The 18,784-nt window shown below is 33.7% G+C and carries 21 protein-coding genes; 11 read left to right on the top strand and 10 right to left on the bottom strand.

Going from position 1 to position 18,784, the window contains the following annotated elements:
• Nucleotides 1-201: 201 nt before the first annotated feature.
• Complete coding sequence (locus QMA06_RS03850; protein ID WP_290205532.1) at nt 202-2,418, top strand: TonB-dependent receptor; 2,217 nt, start codon at nt 202-204, stop codon at nt 2,416-2,418.
• Here QMA06_RS03850 and QMA06_RS03845 read toward each other — a convergent pair.
• Nucleotides 2,415-2,852, bottom strand: coding sequence for a hypothetical protein (locus QMA06_RS03845; RefSeq protein WP_290205531.1), 438 nt, complete (start codon nt 2,850-2,852; stop codon nt 2,415-2,417). The two genes, QMA06_RS03850 and QMA06_RS03845, sit on opposite strands and share 4 nt — an antisense overlap.
• 152 nt (nt 2,853-3,004) lie before the next feature.
• On the opposite strand from QMA06_RS03845, the gene greA reads away from it, so the two are divergent.
• Nucleotides 3,005-3,478 (top strand): transcription elongation factor GreA, encoded by a 474-nt coding sequence (gene greA, locus QMA06_RS03840; RefSeq protein WP_290205530.1) that lies wholly within the window; start codon nt 3,005-3,007, stop codon nt 3,476-3,478.
• 100 nt (nt 3,479-3,578) lie between these two features.
• Nucleotides 3,579-3,968, top strand: coding sequence for an HIT family protein (locus tag QMA06_RS03835; RefSeq protein ID WP_290205529.1), 390 nt, complete (start codon nt 3,579-3,581; stop codon nt 3,966-3,968).
• Here QMA06_RS03835 and QMA06_RS03830 read toward each other — a convergent pair whose 3' ends face one another.
• Together QMA06_RS03830 and QMA06_RS03825 are read right to left on the bottom strand one after the other, a co-directional pair.
• Nucleotides 3,969-4,325, bottom strand: a complete 357-nt coding sequence (locus QMA06_RS03830) for a hypothetical protein (protein WP_290205528.1) — start codon at nt 4,323-4,325, stop codon at nt 3,969-3,971. It abuts the gene before it with no gap.
• Nucleotides 4,326-4,580: 255 nt separating this feature from the next.
• A complete protein-coding gene (locus QMA06_RS03825; RefSeq protein WP_290205765.1) occupies nt 4,581-5,729 on the bottom strand; it encodes a sensor histidine kinase in 1,149 nt (382 codons plus the stop codon).
• A gap of 124 nt (nt 5,730-5,853) precedes the next feature.
• Here QMA06_RS03825 and QMA06_RS03820 point away from each other — a divergent pair, with 124 nt between their 5' ends.
• The 3 genes from QMA06_RS03820 to aat all read left to right on the top strand — a co-directional run bounded on the left by QMA06_RS03820 (nt 5,854) and on the right by aat (nt 8,053).
• The gene (locus tag QMA06_RS03820; RefSeq protein ID WP_290205527.1) at nt 5,854-6,723 is read left to right on the top strand and encodes a flavin reductase family protein; all 870 of its coding nucleotides are present in this window, start codon (nt 5,854-5,856) and stop codon (nt 6,721-6,723) included.
• A gap of 44 nt (nt 6,724-6,767) precedes the next feature.
• Nucleotides 6,768-7,145, top strand: coding sequence for a DUF3127 domain-containing protein (locus tag QMA06_RS03815; RefSeq protein WP_290205526.1), 378 nt, complete (start codon nt 6,768-6,770; stop codon nt 7,143-7,145).
• Between the two features lie 269 nt (nt 7,146-7,414).
• A complete protein-coding gene (aat, locus tag QMA06_RS03810; RefSeq protein WP_290205525.1) occupies nt 7,415-8,053 on the top strand; it encodes a leucyl/phenylalanyl-tRNA--protein transferase in 639 nt (212 codons plus the stop codon).
• Here the strand turns inward: aat and QMA06_RS03805 are convergent.
• Nucleotides 8,034-8,597, bottom strand: a complete 564-nt coding sequence (locus QMA06_RS03805) for a DNA-3-methyladenine glycosylase I (protein WP_290205524.1) — start codon at nt 8,595-8,597, stop codon at nt 8,034-8,036. The genes aat and QMA06_RS03805 overlap by 20 nt on opposite strands.
• Nucleotides 8,598-8,676: 79 nt before the next feature.
• Here QMA06_RS03805 and QMA06_RS03800 point away from each other — a divergent pair, with 79 nt between their 5' ends.
• Nucleotides 8,677-9,291, top strand: a complete 615-nt coding sequence (locus QMA06_RS03800; RefSeq protein ID WP_290205523.1) for a thioredoxin family protein — start codon at nt 8,677-8,679, stop codon at nt 9,289-9,291.
• 39 nt (nt 9,292-9,330) lie between these two features.
• On the opposite strand, the gene QMA06_RS03795 is transcribed toward QMA06_RS03800, so the two are convergent.
• From QMA06_RS03795 to QMA06_RS03770, 6 genes are all read right to left on the bottom strand, one after another.
• A complete protein-coding gene (locus QMA06_RS03795; RefSeq protein WP_290205522.1) occupies nt 9,331-9,996 on the bottom strand; it encodes a hypothetical protein in 666 nt (221 codons plus the stop codon).
• Nucleotides 9,997-10,139: 143 nt separating this feature from the next.
• On the bottom strand, nt 10,140-10,862 hold the full coding sequence (gene truB, locus QMA06_RS03790; RefSeq protein ID WP_290205521.1) for a tRNA pseudouridine(55) synthase TruB: 723 nt from the start codon (nt 10,860-10,862) through the stop codon (nt 10,140-10,142).
• Complete coding sequence (locus QMA06_RS03785) at nt 10,862-11,653, bottom strand: undecaprenyl-diphosphate phosphatase (protein WP_290205520.1); 792 nt, start codon at nt 11,651-11,653, stop codon at nt 10,862-10,864. Before QMA06_RS03785 ends, truB begins: the two co-directional genes overlap by 1 nt.
• A 58-nt stretch (nt 11,654-11,711) precedes the next feature.
• Nucleotides 11,712-11,975, bottom strand: coding sequence for a DUF3098 domain-containing protein (locus QMA06_RS03780; protein WP_290205519.1), 264 nt, complete (start codon nt 11,973-11,975; stop codon nt 11,712-11,714).
• Nucleotides 11,976-12,089: 114 nt separating this feature from the next.
• Nucleotides 12,090-12,704, bottom strand: coding sequence for an alpha/beta hydrolase (locus tag QMA06_RS03775; RefSeq protein WP_290205518.1), 615 nt, complete (start codon nt 12,702-12,704; stop codon nt 12,090-12,092).
• A 59-nt stretch (nt 12,705-12,763) separates the two neighbouring features.
• Nucleotides 12,764-13,642 carry a cell division protein FtsX gene (locus tag QMA06_RS03770; RefSeq protein ID WP_290205517.1) on the bottom strand — a complete coding sequence of 293 codons (879 nt, stop codon included), beginning with the start codon at nt 13,640-13,642 and terminating at the stop codon, nt 12,764-12,766.
• Between the two features lie 249 nt (nt 13,643-13,891).
• Between QMA06_RS03770 and QMA06_RS03765 the strand changes: the two genes are divergently transcribed.
• The 4 genes from QMA06_RS03765 to QMA06_RS03750 all read left to right on the top strand — a co-directional run bounded on the left by QMA06_RS03765 (nt 13,892) and on the right by QMA06_RS03750 (nt 18,691).
• Complete coding sequence (locus QMA06_RS03765; RefSeq protein WP_290205516.1) at nt 13,892-14,449, top strand: porin family protein; 558 nt, start codon at nt 13,892-13,894, stop codon at nt 14,447-14,449.
• A gap of 129 nt (nt 14,450-14,578) precedes the next feature.
• Nucleotides 14,579-17,407 (top strand): leucine--tRNA ligase, encoded by a 2,829-nt coding sequence (leuS, locus tag QMA06_RS03760; protein ID WP_290205515.1) that lies wholly within the window; start codon nt 14,579-14,581, stop codon nt 17,405-17,407.
• Nucleotides 17,408-17,422: 15 nt separating this feature from the next.
• The gene (locus QMA06_RS03755; protein WP_290205514.1) at nt 17,423-17,857 is read left to right on the top strand and encodes a hypothetical protein; all 435 of its coding nucleotides are present in this window, start codon (nt 17,423-17,425) and stop codon (nt 17,855-17,857) included.
• A 138-nt stretch (nt 17,858-17,995) separates the two neighbouring features.
• Entirely contained in the window at nt 17,996-18,691 is a 696-nt protein-coding gene (locus QMA06_RS03750; protein WP_290205764.1) for a zinc metallopeptidase, read from the top strand.
• Nucleotides 18,692-18,784: the final 93 nt, after the last annotated feature.

Raw genomic sequence — 18,784 nt, 5'->3', positions numbered from 1 at the left:
AGAACGGGTAATGCCGTTTAGGAATTAAAGATAAATTATTGCAGCGTGTAACCTTAAGCATTGATTACAGTAAAATCTATTTTACTGAACCTTCTTGCTTAGCAAAATAGAAGGTTTTCATCTTAAAATAATTTTATCAAAATCATAATTATTAACCAAGAATAATTACCTCTTTTTATTCGATTATAAGACTATAGTCGCATGAAAATTTTATTCAATAATCTCTCTAAAACAAACCGACAGAGATTAACACTTTCATTTTTTTTATTAGGGCTTTGTTCAGCCTATGGACAAGAAAAACAACAAGATTCCACAAAAGTTGAAAAACTAGACGAAGTTTTGGTGAAAGCCGTAAGGGTAGATGCCAAATCACCAATTACGCACTCTAATGTAACTAAAGAAGACTTAGCCAAACGAAATTTAGGACAAGATATTCCGATGTTGCTTAATTTTTTACCGTCTGTAGTAACTACCACAGATGCCGGAGCAGGTGTCGGTTATACGGGGATTAGAGTTAGAGGTGTCAGTTCTCAATCTACAAACGTTACTATTAACGGAATTCCGTACAACGACGCTGAATCCTTAGGTACCTTTTGGGTCAATTTGGGCGATTTTGCTTCCTCTACAGAAAGTTTACAGTTGCAGCGTGGTGTTGGAACATCCACTAATGGTTCTGGAGCATTCGGTGCTAGTATAAATGTATTGACAGATGCAGTTTCTAAAGAAGCAGCAGGAGAAATTTCCAATTCTTTTGGTAGCTATAACACTAGAAAACACACGGTAAAATTTAGCACAGGACTTATGAATGATCACTTCGAAATAGCTGGTCGTTTATCTAATATTGTTTCCGATGGTTATATTGATCGGGCTTCTGCCGATTTAAAATCTTATTTTTTACAAGGGTCTTATGTAGATGATAATACCTTATTTAAAGCCATAACATTTGGTGGTAAAGAGGTGACTTATCAAGCTTGGAACGGCTTAGAAGATTTAGAAAAACTTGAAGACGATCGCACCTATAATACGGCTGGAGAATATACGGATGATGAAGGAAATACCCAATTTTACGATAATGAAGTCGATAATTATAGTCAAAATCATTACCAATTACATTGGAATCAGCGTTACAATAATCAATGGTCTACCACTATTGGTCTCAACTATACCAAAGGTCAAGGCTATTTTGAACAATATAAAGAAGAAGAAGGTTTTGATGATTACGGGTTAGAACCATTAAACTTTAATGGAGAAATAATTGATGAGACCGATTTAATTAGAAGACGTTGGTTAGATAATAATTTTTATGTCATTAACGCCAATGTAAATTATAAAGCTGATGGTTTAGATCTTATTTTCGGAGGATCCTATAGTCATTACGACGGCGACCATTTTGGCGAAATTATATGGGCCGAATTTGCAAGTCAAACTGAAATTAGAGATCGCCATTATGATGGAAATTCTAAAAAAAATGATCTATCTTTTTTCTCAAAAGCCAATTATAAATTAAACGATAAGATAAGCCTTTTTGGAGATTTACAAATTAGAAATGTAAAGTATAAAACCACGGGTACAACCTCTGATATTGTAGAATTTGCAGTTGATGAATCATTTACATTTTTTAATCCAAAAGCAGGTATTACTTACGAATTAAATAATAATAACGACCTTTATTTCTCATATGCCAGAGCTAATAGAGAACCTAATAGAACCGATTTTGAAAGTAATGAAAGTATAGAACCAGAGCAATTAAATGATTTCGAATTAGGATGGAGACATAAAAACGGCAATTTTGTATTTAATGCGAATGCTTACTACATGCTTTATAACGAACAATTGGTTCTTTCTGGACAAATGGATGACGTTGGTAACCCTATTAGAACTAATAGCGGCAAAAGTTACCGTCTAGGATTAGAACTAGAAGCTATAATTCCTGTAAGTTCAAAATTAACCTTACAACCTAATTTAACCTTAAGTTCTAATAAAAATAAAGAAACTATTATTCCTTTTGATGGTGAATTACAGAATCTTGGCAAAACAGATATTTCGTTTTCACCAAACTTGGTCGCGGCCAATGCTATTGTTTTTCAGCCTATTGAAAATCTTCAACTTACTTGGTTAAGTAAATTTGTTGGTGAACAGTTTATGAGCAATACGGAAGCAGATCGATCAAAGTTAGATAGTTACTTTATTAACGATTTTAATATTAATTACACATTAAAAACAAAATCAGTTTTTGATTCTGTTGTATTTACCGGATTGGTTAATAATATATTTAATGTGAAATATATTACCAATGGGTTTTATTACACGTATGATGATGATTTTTCTAACCCAGGAACGATTACAACTGTTGAAGGAGCTGGCTTTTATCCACAAGCTACGACTAACTTTTTGGTTGGTATGACCTTAAATTTTTAATTACTAATTAGGTAAGAATTATTCCCAATAGCCTCCACCCTGTATGGTTTTAACGTACATGGTGGAGGATTATCGCCTACAAAGCTCCCTGTTGCTAAATAATAAGAATTTTCTTCGGCACACCCACATGTTGCAGTACCATCGTTTGCCTCTAATGATAGTGCAGAGCAAGCAGATGGAGGATGATTAGGATCTGCACCATCCCAAGCTAATAAGGTGGAGGTATTCAATCTGTATAAAATAATACCTTCATTACCCTGCCCTTCTACCTTAACAGCACTACCTATAAATAAAAGTTGATTAAATTGTGGTAAATTTAAGTTTACGGTAAGATTCACACCGACATCAAACAAAAAGTTACAGTTGCTGCTAATTTCGTTTTTATCGCATCCAAAAAACACAACACAACTAAGTATTAAAAGTACTTTTTTCATCTTCAATTTTTGAAAGGCAATTTACAATTAATTGAACTTTGCCGTAAATATTTTATATATTTGTATAGTAATCTCGTCAGCGCGAGATTTTTTTTATGCTGTCCCCACGCTTTTGGAGTTTCAGCATTTTATTTATTATAAACGAATGAATTATGAGTAAAGTATCTTATTACACCGCTGAGGGTTTAAAAAAATTACGCGACGAATTAAACCAACTTAAAGACGTGGAACGTCCAAAAGCATCACAAGCGATTGCAGAAGCTAGAGACAAGGGAGATTTAAGTGAAAATGCCGAATACGATGCAGCTAAAGAAGCTCAAGGTATGTTAGAAATGAAGATTTCTAAAATGGAGGAAACTTTATCTGGTGCCAGAGTTATTGATGAGTCACAATTAGATTTATCTAAGGTTTTGGCTTTGTCAAAAGTTAAAATAAAAAACCAAACTAATGGTATGGAAATGATCTATACTTTGGTGGCTGAAAGTGAAGCAGATTTAGCTTCGGGCAAAATATCTATAAACTCTCCTATCGGAAAAGGATTATTAGGAAAATCGGTAGGTGATACTGCCGAAATACAGGTACCAAATGGTACTATGAAATTCGATATTTTAGAAATTTCGAGATAACATTCATCAAATAGATAATAATTTTATAGATATATCATAAAAAGATTCCTTATTACAGGAATCTTTTTATATTTATAATAGTTACAATATCTCAATCCCTATGGCAACACTCTTCACAAAAATAATTAAAGGCGAAATACCGTCTTATAAAGTTGCTGAAACCGAAGATTTTTTTGCGTTTTTAGACATTAACCCAAATACAAAAGGCCATACGCTTTGTATACCTAAAAAAGAGGTTAATAAAATTTTCGATTTAGATGAAGACACTTACACTAGGTTAATGCAATTTTCAAGAAAGGTAGGTATAGCTATTGAAAAAGCAGTGCCTTGTGAACGCGTTGGAATGTCGGTAATTGGTTTAGAAGTCCCTCATGTTCATGTCCATTTAATCCCGCTTCACACTATGGACGATGCACGTTTTTCAAATAAACAAAAATTAGAGCCAGAAGAATTTGAAAAGATCGCAAAACAGATTAGCTCATATTTATAGTTAATAAGAAATTATACCTGTTGCAAATAAAACTATTGCAGTTATTACGGCAACAACAACAGCTATTATTACTCCAGCAATAGGTTTTAACTGAATGGATTTAGGTTTAGTTTTAAGTCCTCTCTTATGGTAATCTACCACACGCTCAATATCATCGGTCCATCTTACTGGAAAAATCTGCAATTCACAATTAAGACATCGTAACTCGCTAGTAGTTTCATTGGTAATCGCTTTATAAAATTTCGATTCTATTAAGGTTTGTTTAAAGGTAAGCTCTAAGCTATCATTAGAATAACATTCAGGACAGTTATTTCCTATTCTGGCTTTTTTTAAAGTGAAATATCGTGACGAATTCATGGTCAAATTTAAGCTAAAATTTTGAAATTTAAAGTTCAGAACCCTCTTGTTTTAAACTTTAAATTTTCATAATTAACACATTTAGAGAAGACTAACTTGAATTTTTCTTTTAAAAAAAAATTTAGCCACTAATAATTAAAAAACAACATACATTTTTCTAACCTCTTTTTCCGAGAGATTATCATTCTCACGTCCTTAGATAATCGCTACGAACAGACGCTCTAATAAACCAATATTAATTTGCTATTTTGGTTGTCAGACGGTTTTCAACATGATTTGAATCGTTGTTCCCTTTCCGATTTCAGAATTTAATACTTTTATTTTACCGTTATGATAGTCTTCAATAATACGTTTGGCTAAAGACAAGCCAAGTCCCCAACCGCGTTTCTTGGTCGTATAACCTGGTTCAAAAATTTTGGTGAAAGACGATTTCGAAATTCCCTTTCCGGTATCAGAAATTTGAATAAATACCTGACTTTCGAGTTGTATTAATTCTAATCTTAAATCGCCTTTACCTTTCATGGCGTCAATAGCATTTTTAACGAGATTTTCAATCGTCCAACTAAAAAGTTGCTCGTTTAAGTTGACTAAAATTTCATTTTCGGGAATTACAATTTCAAAATTAATTAATTTAGATGAACGGGACCTTAAATATTCGTAAGACGATTTCGTTACAGCAACAATGTCCATAATTTTAAGTGTGGGAGCAGAACCAATTTTACTGAATCGTTCTGTTATGGTTTGCAGTCTGTCTATATCTTTTTCTATTTCAAAAATATAATCTGGATTAATATTTTCAGTTTTTAAAATTTCGGCCCAACCTACTAAGGAAGATAAAGGAGTCCCTATTTGATGGGCTGTTTCCTTTGCCATACCTGTCCAGAGTTTATTTTGTTCCGCAATTTTAGAACTGCGATAAAAGAAATAAACTACAGCTCCAAAAAGTAAAATAATAAGTAATAACGCTAAAGGATAATATTTTAATTTGTTTAATAAAGGTGAATTGCCATAATATACTGTTGAAAATACTTTGCCCTTGTAACTAATTTCTATGGGATCATTTTCTTCCTTAAATTGTTTAATTAACTTTAAAAGATAAAGTGAATCTTTGGCTTTTACTTCGTTAATATTTCTTGGATTTAAACTCCCATCACTATAAACATTAATCATGGGAGTTGTGGTATTACTAGACAATATTGCTAAAGGTAATTCAATATCGGTATTTAAATCTTGAGTTTTACTTAGTTCTTTTTGGGCAAGAGACCACGTTTTCATTTTGTTACGTTCTTCAGCTTTAAAGTTCTGAAAAAATGTATACGTATTTCCAAGTATAAGGGAAATGATAATAAAGGAAGATATAACAATAATCCAACGGATTACATTTCTATTTAGGCTAAAAACCATGCGATAATTTTGTTTCAATTCTAAATATAATGCAAAAGTGTTAATAATATTGTACGCTATTATTTATAAAATATTTTTGTCCGCAAATCTATATAAGTATATTTGTTGAAAATCAGTAAAATACATGGTTTCATTTGTTCCTAAAGACCTTTCAACAGGCGTTTTACACAGTTATTTATTAAGTGCTATTGCTCCAAGACCCATCGCTTTTGCGAGTACAATTGATACCAATGGCAATCCTAATTTATCACCATTTAGCTTTTTTAACGTGTTTAGCGCAAATCCTCCGATATTAATTTTTTCACCGGCCAGACGGGTAAGAGATAACACTACCAAACACACTTTAAGCAATGTTGAAACAACTAAAGAAGTTGTTATTAATGTAGTGAATTACGATATGGTTCAACAAACCTCTCTGACAAGTACGGAATATCCGGAAGGTGTAAACGAATTTGAAAAAGCTGGCTTAACCATGTTGTCTTCAGACATCGTAAAACCGTTTAGAGTTGCAGAATCGCCAGTACAGTTAGAATGTAAGGTTAATGATATTGTGCAACTAGGAGCTGAAGGAGGAGCAGGAAATTTAGTGATATGCGAAGTAGTAAAATTACATATTTCTGAGGACGTTTTAAATGAGGACCAAACCATAAATCAAGAAGTTTTAGATTTAGTGTCAAGAGCCGGGGGAAGTTATTATAGCAGAGCCAATAAAGGTTTTTTTGAAATTCCTAAACCGTTAGCAACAATGGGAATTGGTGTAGATAATATGCCAGAGCATGTTAGAAATAGTATGATTTTAACAGGAAATAATCTTGGTATGTTAGCCAATGTTGAAGCTTTGCCTAATACTGATGAAGTAAATTTATTCATTGCCGATATTTCCGAACGATACCCAGACATAAAAACCGCATCGCATAGGGAAAAACATAAAATAGCCCAAAATTATTTGAGCTATGGAGACGTAAAAAGTGCTTGGAAGTTATTACTTTCGTAGCCTCAAAAAATGTAAGTATTATATAATTTATAGATTAAGCAAAAATGGAAGTACAAGGACGTATTAAAATGGTAGGAGAGACTCAAACTTTTGGTAGTAATGGGTTTAGAAAAAGAGAAGTTGTAGTGACTACAGAAGAGCAATATCCGCAGCATATTATGGTGGAATTTGTTCAAGATAAAACAGATTTATTAAACAGTTACCAAGTTGGTCAGCAGGTTAAAATTAATATTAATCTAAGAGGTAGAGAATGGGTAAATCCACAAGGTGAAACTAAATATTTTAACTCTATACAAGGTTGGAGAATTGAAGCTGTACAGGCACAATCTTCAAGTGGAGACATGCCTCCTGTTCCTCCAACGGAAGCTTTTGAACCAGTGAGTGATTTAAAGAAAGATGATAACGACGATTTACCTTTCTAAAGTAGAACGTTGTAAATTTTTTATAAAGAAGATCTGTTTTTAATAAAACAGATCTTTTTTTATTTATTATCTTCTCATTAAAAAAAAGTCCTGATGGTTAATCAGGACTAAGAATAGTGGTTTAGGTTTGACCTCTACAAACAATAAAAAAGCAATGATGAACAAAAATTTTTTCATAAAGGTCAACTCAAATATCACTAAAATTCTTTTAGCATCAAAGTTAATCGCTGAAATTAACATTGTGAAAAGTTCAATTTATATTAATAATCATGCATTTTCTTACACAAAAAATTGATTTTCCCGACGTATCTGAAGCTTCTGCAGAAGGCCTTTTGGCCATTGGTGGAGATCTATCGCCCCAACGGCTGTTATATGCTTATTCTAAAGGTATATTTCCTTGGTTTCAAGACGAAGAACCCATATTATGGTGGTCACCAGACCCGAGATTTGTTTTACTTCCTCAAGATTTAAAAATCTCTAAAAGTATGAGACAAGTGCTAAAAAAAGACAGTTTCGAGGTAACTACAAATAAAGCATTTAAAGCCGTTGTAGAAAACTGTGCACTTACCAAACGCCAAGACCAAAATGGCACTTGGATAACTGAAGATATGATAAACGCTTATTACAAACTACATCAACTCGGCTACGCGAAATCTGTAGAAGTCTGGCAGAATAACCACCTAGTCGGCGGTTTATATGGCATTGAGGTTAATAAAAATGTTTTTTGTGGCGAAAGTATGTTTACCAAAGTAAGTAATGCCAGTAAAGTAGGCTTTATAACATTTATTCAAAACGCTAACTACAAATTAATTGATTGTCAACTTCATACCAACCACCTTGAAAGCTTAGGTGCAAAACACATTTCTCGTAACGATTTTCTCGAATTTATTAAACCTCGTGATATCTAAAACACGAAACTTCATGATCGTTAACCACCCCTGTGGCTTGCATAAATGCATAAATTACAGTTGAGCCTACAAATTTAAAACCTCGCTTTTTTAAGTCTTTACTAATGGCATCACTCAATGATGTATTTGCTGGTGCTTTTTTGTAATCTTCAAAACTGTGTTTTACAGGTTTTCCATCTACAAAATTCCAAATATATGTGGAAAAGGATTCAAATTCTTGTTGAATTTTCATAAAAGCCTGCGCGTTAGTAATAGTAGCATTTACTTTTAGCTTATTTCTAACAATACCTGAATTTTGTAACAACGTTTGCACTTTATCATTTTCGTAAAGGGCTATTTTTTTATAATCAAAATTATCGAATGCTTTTCTAAAATTCTCTCGTTTTTTTAATATGGTGATCCAGCTTAATCCAGCTTGAAAAGTTTCTAAAATCAAAAACTCAAATAGTGTGGCATCATCATATACTGGCACACCCCATTCTTCATCGTGGTAAGCTTCATATAAATCATCACCCACACACCAACCACATCTGTTTTTACTCATGCTGTAAGGAATATTATTTAAAGCTACTAATGTAACAACTGTTGCATAAAAAATAGCAATAGAAGCTTATTTTTGTTATATGGATACAAACACACTCACTATAAAAGATATTATTTCAGAAAGTCTAAATAATAGTATGACTTATGCTGACTATAGAATTTTAGTTTCAAATTTAGTTGCCAAAAATTCAACTACAGGAAACGATAAATCTGAAGACTTGGTGGCCTACACACAACTAAACGACAGACGTATGAGACGTTGGGATAAAACTGCTAAAGTTTCTGAAGAGATTAAATCATTTATTGAAAATTATACTAAAAAAATAACATGGTTGGTAATTTCTGAAAGTTGGTGTGGCGATGCTGCGCATATTATGCCAATTATCAATAAAGTGGCCGAACTGAATGCTAATATTGAATATAAGATTGTCTTAAGAGATGAAAATGAAGCGCTCATGGATCAATTTTTAACTAATGGTGGAAAATCAATTCCGAAGTTAGTGATGCTAGATTCTGAAACGAACGAAGTTATAAATACTTTCGGACCAAGACCGACAGTAGCGACTAACTTAGTTAACGCATACAAAACTGAACATGGTATTTTAACGCCCGCATTTAAAGAAGACTTGCAACGATGGTATAATATTGATAAAGGACAATCTACTATTGCAGATTTAGTAAGGTTATTGAGCTAAATGAATCTTCAAAAAATGACGATTGAGAGATCTGAAACTTTATTTACCTCTGAACAAAAACGTAATAGTACCTAATTGGTCTGTTTGGCTTGATTCATTAAACTGCACTGATTCTGCGTAAGCAATAGCATGATCGATTAGACATTTATTATTAGAATTTGACGAACCATTAACGTTGGCATCCATCACATTTCCTGCTGCATTTACTTTAATGGTGACCACAATTTTTCCACCTGTTTCACAGAGGTAACGTGGTATTTTGTAATGTACCAAAGTTCTACCTTTTAAAGAATAAGTTAGTGTTCCTTTATTTTTAGCATGCTCATCTGCTATTTTTTTATTTTTTAATCGCCGTTGCAGTTCGTTTTGTAATTTTTTAAAAGATTGCGTTTCGTTAGATTTTAAAGCATAATCTCCGCTATTCGCAAAAGATTCAATATTGTTCGCTTCTTCAGACGTTTCATCACCTGCTTTAGATTCTTCTATCGCTTTTGTTGTGCGTTCAAAATCATTGGCATCAACTGTCTTGAAATTACGCATCATTTCTTTGTATTCCTCATCTTCATTAAATGCTTTATTGGTAGATTCTGCATTTAATGCTTCTAATTCTTGAAGCTCGGTATCGGTTTTTTCAGGTTCGGGTTCAAGAAGATAGTAACTCTCGGTAATTAAATCTTGGTGTCGTTTAATTTGAATACTAAACAACCCAAAGACCACGGTCCCTGCTAAAAGTACTGTGATGATTAATGCTTTATGTTGTTCAATAAAATTCAGGAGTAAAGGCGTTTGTGTTATATACGAATATAACTCAGAAATAGTTTAAATACTAGTTCTTAACCCTTGTCAACTTATTCTTTGGAAGGTAAGGACGCTATAAAAGCCTCAGGTGTCAATGCTTCATCAACATTAAAATCACCAATGCGAGTCCGTCGTAAGGCTGACAAATGCGCTCCAGAATTAAGTGCTTTTCCGAAGTCGTGAGCCAAAGATCTAATATATGTTCCTTTACTACACACCACTCTAAAATGTACTTCAAACTGTTTTGCGCTAGACGCTGTAGAAGGATTAATTTCTGTGATTTCAAATTCAGTGATTTCTACTGGCCTCGATTTTATTTCAACATCCTCTCCGGCTCTTGCATAATCATATAAACGCTTTCCCTCTTTTTTAATCGCTGAAAACACAGGTGGAAATTGATTTATTTTACCAATGAACTGTTGGGTTGATACATGAATTGATTCGCTAGTAATGTGATTGGTAGGATATGTTTTATCAACTTCAGTTTCTAAATCATAAGAAGGAGTAGTTGCACCTAAGATAAACGTGCCTGTATATTCTTTTTCTTGACCTTGAAACGTATTAATCTGCTTGGTCATCTTACCAGTGCAAATGACTAACAAACCTGTTGCTAATGGATCTAAAGTCCCAGCATGGCCTACTTTAATTTTTTTAATATTATAGGCTTGACGGATGGACCAACGCAACTTGTTAACGGCTTGAAATGAGGTCCATGTTAACGGTTTGTCTATTAACAAGACTAATCCATTTTTAAAATCTTCTTCGGTATACATTAGAGTTGAGTCCAAATGATTGCTACAATACCAACTATGGCACAATAAATAGCAAAATAAGTTAATTTACTTTTCTTTACAATGGCAATCATCCAAGTACAAGCAAATAACCCAGAAACAAAAGCGGCAATAAATCCTACGCTTAAATAACCAAAACTAGAACTGCTATAAGAAAGTTCACCAGAAATAAGATCTTTAGCAATTTTACCAAAGATTAACGGAACCACCATTAAAAATGAAAATCTGGCCGCTTTAGTTTTATCAATTCCTAAAAGCACAGACGTCGAGATGGTAGCACCAGAACGCGAAATACCTGGTAACATAGCTATTCCTTGAGCGATTCCGATAATAAATGCATTGCTAAACGTCACTTTTTTATCAGTTTCTTTTGCCCTATCTGCCAAATACAGAAGTACGGCAGTAACAATAAGCATTGCGCCTACCAGCTGAATATTATTACCAAATAATTGTTCAAATTCAGTTTCATATTTATAGCCAATTATTACAGCAGGAATCATGGATATTATGATTTTGAGCGAAAATTGCGTGTCTTCGTTCCACTTAAACTGAAATAAACCTTTAAATATTTGAACAATATCTTTTCTAAAAATAACCATGGTGCTCAAAGCCGTTGCAAAGTGAAGTACCACTGTAAACATTAAACTTTCTTCAGGAATGGCATCACTTCCTAAAATGGCTTTACCAAGTTCTAAGTGACCACTAGAGGATACAGGCAAGAACTCCGTAAGCCCTTGAATAATTCCTAAAATAATAGCATCTATAATTTCCATTGGCGCAAATGTATCATTTTAGTATAATGAAACGACAAAAAAGTACGTAAATTGAATGTTATTTTTTAGACTCTTTATTAGGATTTAGAAGAATGGCATAGACCTGAATACCGAAACCAATTAGCACTAAAGTTGGTGCTAATCTTATACGTCTCCAGCTATATATAGATTCATCAAATACATTGGGATCTTCGCTTCCACCACCCGACATAAGGATAAAACCAATGACAATAAATGCCAAACCGACAAATAGGAATTTGTAATTTTTCTTCCCGAAGATAAATTCAGATTTAGAATCTTCCTTACGTTTTTGTTCTCCCATGATTTTTTCAGCTATGCTTTAATTATTTGCAAAATAACAGTTTTATTTCTAAATATAAGTTTACATTAATATTTTCCTAACACTTATCAGACTTTGCCTTTGGAACAACTATATTTATTGATCATAAAACCCATTGGCCCAGGTCACTGACGGAGCTATCCACTCATCTAATGGCCTAAATAAAAAACCATGTCCTAATTTGGTGTCGAGCTCTATTTCTTTAAAATTTTTAATATTACACGTCGATCTATTTCTACGTTCTATAGCCGATACACCGAATGGATCTGTCTTTTCAAAAATGTTCAAGATATTACCACAGTAATTAATCTCAGAAATATTGTGTAGGTCTTCATTTCTGAAACTCGCAATAAACACAAAATTTAGATTGGGATTATTGGCAAATGTAGACACATATTGTGCTATATAACCACCTTTTGATGTGCCTATAATAGTAATCGCTTTAGGGTTTACGCCCGTTGAAATTAGGCTATCAATCTCAGTTACTAGACTAGCGGCATAATCTCTTACGTCAACATTACCCTTTCTTATTTCGCTGAAAACATTAAAACCATAATTTTCAAATGCACAGATTATTTCTAAGTACTCTGTTTTACCATATTGTGGATGCAATTCATCTAAGGCGTGTGTTTCTATAAAACGATTATGTAAAAAGAAAATATACCGTTGGTCTTTATGCGAATCACATGCGAAAAGCAATGATGAAAACATAATTACTATGAATATATTTATTTTCAAAGCATTGCCTATTTATGTGGTCGTCCTATAATTTAATAATACAACTGATCCGTTTTTAAATTTAAGAAACGTTGTGTCGCGATAAACGTACTAATCCAGGTAATAAGAATTCCTAAAAGAAAGATTCCTGTAAATAATGCCACAATTGAAATTGTGTTTCTTAACAATTCTAATTCCGGAAATGTAATATCTAAATAATAAAGTACCACGGCCATTCCGCCCATGGCCACAAGAGCTCCAATAATTCCTAATTGTACACTTTTCCAAACAAATGGCTTTCTGATAAATCGTTTAGTAGCCCCAACCATTTGCATGGTTTTAATAATAAATCGTTTAGAGTATACGGCTAAACGAATAGAACTATTAATCAACAATACAGCAATCAATGTGAACAAACCACTAATAATCAACACCCAAAAGGTAATTTTCTTAACATTGTCGTTCATTAACTCCACCAAATCATTATCGTATCTTATCTCTTCAATAAATGTTTTGTTTGATAAACCCTCAGTTATTTCTGTTAATTGTTCTGTGTTAACGAAATCTGCTTTTAAATGCACATCAATTGAATTTTTAAGCGGATTATAACCCACAAAATCCATAAAATCTTCTCCAGTTTCAGCTTTCATAAATGCAGCAGCTTCTTCTTTAGATACATAGAGAGCATCTTTGGTATAATCTGCCATCGCTAAACTCTTTTTTAACTGATTCACTTCTACTTCTTTTGCCGTATCGTTTAAATAAATTGTTATAACTACCTGTTCTTTAAAGTGATCCGCTACCTTTTTAGAGTTAATAACCAATAACCCTAAACAACCTAAAAGAAACAACACCAAAGCTATACTTATCACTACGGATACGTATGAAGATATGAGTTTACGTTTTTGATACTTGTCAAAAGATGATGCCATGAATTAATTATAATTAGTGCTGTAAAAATATAAAAGAATTTACTTATCTAGAGTATATCAACGTCTAACTTTTAATAGTGTTGTTAACCTTTGTAAAATAGCTAAAAATAAACGGGTTCTGATAGATTATTCCTTATATTGAAATCACATAATATAGCCAATTTCTTAAAAATTGAATTATCAATTATGAGCTAATGGCATAGTTTTTGAAAATTTCAGCGAAATCAATTATACTAAATCTTATTAATTATGAAAAAATTACTTTTTACTGTAGTCCTTGCGACTATTGGATTCATCCATCAATCATATGCCCAAGAGATTACCTTTGGAGCGAAAGCAGGCCTTAATGTCTCAAATTTTTCGGGTGGTGATGCTGATAGAAATAGCTTAATAGCATTTCATGTTGGAGCTATTTCCGAAATTCCTCTAGGCCAACGATTTTCCTTGCAACCAGAACTTTTATACTCTAGACAAGGATCTGAAGCTCAAGATGTCGTTAAGATCAAAGTCGATTATTTAGCTATTCCAATTATGGCAAAATATTATATAGTTGATGATTTTAGCATTGAACTAGGGCCTCAATTTTCATTTTTAATTAATGATAAAGGCGAGTATATTAATAGTGATTTACCAGATGCAGACACTGATGCTTCTAATTTTGATTTTGGAGCTAACGTAGGATTAGGTTATAATATCGGCACTAATCTTTTTGTACAAGCTCGTTATAATTTCGGAATCACAACGGTTGTTGAAAATCCAGATATTACCAACAATGTATTTCAGCTGTCATTAGGCTATAAATTCTAAATTCACATACCACTTGGTATAAAAGCATCTTAAATTTAAGGTGCTTTTTCAATTTAATAACTTATGTAACTTATAGGCTATTTGGCTTGTAAAGTTTAAATTTGTGCCTTTATTAGAAGGATTCAAATAATGATGTACAATTTCAACGCCATAGAAAAAAAATGGCAAGACTACTGGAGAGACCATAAAACGTTTAAAGCGTCTAACGACAGCGATAAGCCTAAATATTATGTTTTGGACATGTTTCCTTACCCATCTGGTGCAGGTTTACATGTCGGTCATCCCTTAGGTTATATTGCTAGTGATATCTATGCACGTTACAAACGTCATAAAGGTTTTAATGTCTTACATCCGCAAGGTTACGATAGTTTTGGTTTACCCGCCGAACAATATGCGATTCAGACAGGTCAGCATCCAGCGGTAACTACTGATGCCAATATTAAAACGTACCGTCGTCAGTTAGATCAAATTGGTTTTTCTTTCGATTGGAGTCGTGAAGTAAGAACATCGAATCCTGAATATTACAAATGGACGCAATGGATTTTTATTCAATTATTTGAATCGTGGTACAATAATGATTCAAACAAAGCAGAAGATATAAAAACCTTAGTTTCAAAATTTGAAGTTGAAGGTAACATTTCGGTTAATGCCGCTTGTGATGAAAATATAGAATCGTTCACTGCTGAAGCATGGAAAGCCTTTTCAGACGTTAAAAAACAAGAAATCCTCTTAAAATATAGATTAACCTATTTAGCAGAAACTGAAGTAAATTGGTGTCCGGCTTTAGGCACCGTTTTAGCAAACGACGAAATTGTAAACGGAGTTTCAGAACGTGGAGGTCATACAGTGGTGCGTAAAAAAATGACACAATGGAGCATGCGAATTTCGGCTTACGCAGAACGTTTGTTGCAGGGTTTAGAAACGGTGGATTGGACCGATGCTTTAAAAGATATTCAGAAAAACTGGATAGGTAAATCGGTGGGTGCTTCGGTTACTTTTAATGTGAATAGTCATGATGATATCATAGAAGTTTTCACCACAAGACCAGACACTATTTTCGGAGTCTCATTCATGACCTTAGCTCCAGAACACGAGCTCGTGTCAAAAATCACAACTCCAGAACAAAAAGAGGCTGTTGAAGCCTATATTGAAAAAACAGCCAAACGTAGCGAACGCGATAGAATGGCAGATGTAAAAACCATTTCTGGAATCTTTACAGGTGCCTATGCTGAACATCCATTTTCTAAAGAGCCGATTCCAATTTGGATTGGCGATTACGTCCTAGCAAGCTACGGCACAGGCGCGGTAATGGCAGTGCCTTGCGGAGACCAACGCGATTATGATTTTGCTAAACATTTTGATATTGCCATTCCAAACATTTTTGAAGGAGTGGATATTTCTGAAGAAGCTTTTGCTTCTAAAGCCAACGTAAAAATTGCCAATAGCGATTTCCTTAACGGAATGAACTACAAAAAAGCAAGCAAACGTGCTATTTACGAACTTGAACAATTAAAGCAAGGTGAAGGTAAAACCAATTACAGATTGCGAGATGCTGTGTTTTCTCGTCAACGATACTGGGGAGAACCGTTTCCAGTGTATTACGTGAACGACATGCCTCAAACGATTGATGTTGAGCACTTGCCTATTAAATTACCTGAAGTAGAAAAATATTTACCAACAGAAGAAGGAGAACCACCTTTAGGACGCGCAGATGTATGGGCTTGGTGTACCGAAACAAATGCTGTGGTTAGTAATGATAAAATAAACAACACCACTATTCACCCACTAGAGCTAAACACTATGCCAGGTTGGGCAGGCAGTTCTTGGTATTTCTTTCGTTATATGGAAGAAGCAACCAATAGAGATGGCGTTTTCGCAAGTAAAGATGCACTCAACTATTGGGAAAATGTAGATTTATATATTGGCGGTAGCGAGCATGCTACAGGTCACCTACTCTATTCTCGCTTTTGGGTAAAACTTTTAAAGGATCGCGGTTTCGTTAATGTTGAAGAGCCTTTTAAAAAGTTGATAAACCAAGGGATGATTTTGGGTACTAGTGCTTTTATTTATAGAGAAGAAGACACTAATACTTATTTATCAAAAGGATTAACAGAGAATAAAAACGTATTACCAATTCACGTGAAAGTTCAATATATTAATGCTTCAGACGAATTAGACATTGAAGGTTTAAAAAATGACAGTGAGTTTGGTGAAGATTATGCTAATGCTGAATTTATTCTTGAAGACGGTGTTTATAAAGTAGGAAGAGATGTCGAAAAAATGTCCAAATCTAAATACAATGTCGTTAATCCTGATGACATCGTTGCAGATTATGGTGCCGACAGCTTGCGACTTTACGAAATGTTTCTTGGCCCATTAGAACAATACAAACCTTGGAATACAGCGGGTATTACAGGTGTACATAATTTCCTTAAAAAACTCTGGAAGTTATACACCGATGACAATGGTTTAAAAGTAAATGATGCAGAGCCAACTAAAGACAACTTAAAAACATTACATAAGACTATAAAGAAGGTTGAAGAAGATATTGAGAATTTCTCTTTTAATACCTCGGTTTCTACTTTTATGATTGCGGTCAATGAGTTAACGGCTCAAAAGTGTACAAGTAAAGACATTTTAGAATCTTTATTAATATTAATTTCACCTTATGCGCCGCATATTGCAGAAGAATTATGGTCGCAACTAGGCAATGACGATTCTGTATCTATGGCAGCTTTTCCCATTTTTGAGGCGAGTTATTTAGTAGAGAGCAGTAAAAATTATCCAATTTCTTTTAATGGAAAAATGCGTTTTACATTAGAGTTACCGTTAGATTTGAGTAAAGACGCTATTGAAAAAACTGTTATGGCTCATGAGAAAACAATTGCGCAATTAGATGGTAGAACGCCTAAAAAGATTATTGTAGTCCCTGGTAAGATTGTAAATATTGTTGGGTAACAGAAGAAGAATCTTATGTCATCAAATAAGCCTTCTATAAGAAAACCATCAACAAAAAAAAACCGAATACATTTAAAGGAATATTTCGATTTTCGAAATAATCAGATTAATCAGATTGGCTTAATATTCTTTTCCGCATTTGTTATTAGTACTACTTTAATTTACGTTTTTAATGAACGTTTTAGTGAAAACCGTTGGAAAGATAACCCAAAGAAACGGTACCAAATGGTAGATGATATAAAAGATAGGAACCTTTTTATTAATGACACCAAGTATGAAGTTTTAAAGCAATTAGGTAGACCCAATGATTCGCTTTCTGCAGAATTGATTCAATATAATTATTATATCGGAAAAAGCGCAAAATTTTCAAGCGGTGAAATAAAGCAACTATCTATAATTTTTAAAAAGGATACGGTGATCAAAGTGATGGTTACATCTAGAACGGATTAATTATAGGTTTCGTAATCGTAGTTAATTTTAAACTGTAAAAACCTTAAAACCTGACAAATTTTCTTAACTATAATTTGGCTTATTATTTGCTATTCATTTAGTAAATTTACATAAAAAATAATTCGAATTATGAGTGGAATGATGGGATATTACGTACTAATTGGTGCTATTGCTTTAGTAAGCTGGTTAGTAAGCAGACAACTTAAAATTAAGTTCGCTAAGTATTCTAAAGTACAATTGCGGAACGGTTTATCGGGACGAGAGATTGCAGAAAAAATGTTAGCTGATAATGGTATACACGATGTAGAAGTGATTTCTACACCCGGACAATTAACAGATCATTACAATCCAAAAAATAAAACAGTTAATCTAAGCGAGTCGGTATACAACCAAAGAAACGCAGCTGCAGCTGCTGTTGCTGCTCACGAGTGCGGCCATGCTGTGCAGCATGCGCAAGCGTATAGTGCTTTAGGTATGCGCTCCGCTTTGGTGCCAATTGTGAGCGTTACTTCGGGAATGTCGCAGTGGTTAGTGATCGGTGGTTTAATTTTAGGTGCCGCTGCAGGAGTTGGTTTAGGTTATTGGGTCGCTGTTGCTGGTTTGGTTTTCATGGGTTTTGCTACACTTTTTAGTTTTATCACTTTACCAGTAGAGTATGATGCCAGTAATAGGGCATTAGCTTGGCTTAAGAACAAAAACATGGTAACACCAGAGGAGTATGCCGGCTCTGAAGACGCACTTAAATGGGCGGCAAGAACTTATTTGGTAGCCGCTATTGGCGCCTTAGCTTCTTTATTATATTGGGCACTTCAGGTATTTGGCGGTAGAGATTAATTCTTTACTAGTTATAAAATAAATATAAAGCTCTGAAAAATCAGAGCTTTTTTGTGTTATATAATGAAAACACCTAAATTAGTTCAACTAAAC

This window comes from Winogradskyella bathintestinalis, assembly GCF_030407435.1.
GTDB classification, from domain to species: domain Bacteria; phylum Bacteroidota; class Bacteroidia; order Flavobacteriales; family Flavobacteriaceae; genus Winogradskyella; species Winogradskyella bathintestinalis.
This window is presented reverse-complemented; position numbering and strand designations above follow the sequence as displayed.

Excerpts from the sequence above, each read along its gene's own strand:
- QMA06_RS03850 (WP_290205532.1), top strand. The coding sequence starts at position 202 with ATGAAAATTTTATTCAATAATCTCTCTAAAACAAACCGACAGAGATTA.
- QMA06_RS03845 (WP_290205531.1), bottom strand. The coding sequence starts at position 2,852 with ATGAAAAAAGTACTTTTAATACTTAGTTGTGTTGTGTTTTTTGGATGC.
- greA (WP_290205530.1), top strand. The coding sequence starts at position 3,005 with ATGAGTAAAGTATCTTATTACACCGCTGAGGGTTTAAAAAAATTACGC.
- QMA06_RS03835 (WP_290205529.1), top strand. The coding sequence starts at position 3,579 with ATGGCAACACTCTTCACAAAAATAATTAAAGGCGAAATACCGTCTTAT.
- QMA06_RS03830 (WP_290205528.1), bottom strand. The coding sequence starts at position 4,325 with ATGAATTCGTCACGATATTTCACTTTAAAAAAAGCCAGAATAGGAAAT.
- QMA06_RS03825 (WP_290205765.1), bottom strand. The coding sequence starts at position 5,729 with ATGGTTTTTAGCCTAAATAGAAATGTAATCCGTTGGATTATTGTTATA.
- QMA06_RS03820 (WP_290205527.1), top strand. The coding sequence starts at position 5,854 with ATGGTTTCATTTGTTCCTAAAGACCTTTCAACAGGCGTTTTACACAGT.
- QMA06_RS03815 (WP_290205526.1), top strand. The coding sequence starts at position 6,768 with ATGGAAGTACAAGGACGTATTAAAATGGTAGGAGAGACTCAAACTTTT.
- aat (WP_290205525.1), top strand. The coding sequence starts at position 7,415 with ATGCATTTTCTTACACAAAAAATTGATTTTCCCGACGTATCTGAAGCT.
- QMA06_RS03805 (WP_290205524.1), bottom strand. The coding sequence starts at position 8,597 with ATGAGTAAAAACAGATGTGGTTGGTGTGTGGGTGATGATTTATATGAA.
- QMA06_RS03800 (WP_290205523.1), top strand. The coding sequence starts at position 8,677 with ATGGATACAAACACACTCACTATAAAAGATATTATTTCAGAAAGTCTA.
- truB (WP_290205521.1), bottom strand. The coding sequence starts at position 10,862 with ATGTATACCGAAGAAGATTTTAAAAATGGATTAGTCTTGTTAATAGAC.
- QMA06_RS03785 (WP_290205520.1), bottom strand. The coding sequence starts at position 11,653 with ATGGAAATTATAGATGCTATTATTTTAGGAATTATTCAAGGGCTTACG.
- QMA06_RS03780 (WP_290205519.1), bottom strand. The coding sequence starts at position 11,975 with ATGGGAGAACAAAAACGTAAGGAAGATTCTAAATCTGAATTTATCTTC.
- QMA06_RS03775 (WP_290205518.1), bottom strand. The coding sequence starts at position 12,704 with ATGTTTTCATCATTGCTTTTCGCATGTGATTCGCATAAAGACCAACGG.
- QMA06_RS03770 (WP_290205517.1), bottom strand. The coding sequence starts at position 13,642 with ATGGCATCATCTTTTGACAAGTATCAAAAACGTAAACTCATATCTTCA.
- QMA06_RS03765 (WP_290205516.1), top strand. The coding sequence starts at position 13,892 with ATGAAAAAATTACTTTTTACTGTAGTCCTTGCGACTATTGGATTCATC.
- leuS (WP_290205515.1), top strand. The coding sequence starts at position 14,579 with ATGATGTACAATTTCAACGCCATAGAAAAAAAATGGCAAGACTACTGG.
- QMA06_RS03755 (WP_290205514.1), top strand. The coding sequence starts at position 17,423 with ATGTCATCAAATAAGCCTTCTATAAGAAAACCATCAACAAAAAAAAAC.
- QMA06_RS03750 (WP_290205764.1), top strand. The coding sequence starts at position 17,996 with ATGATGGGATATTACGTACTAATTGGTGCTATTGCTTTAGTAAGCTGG.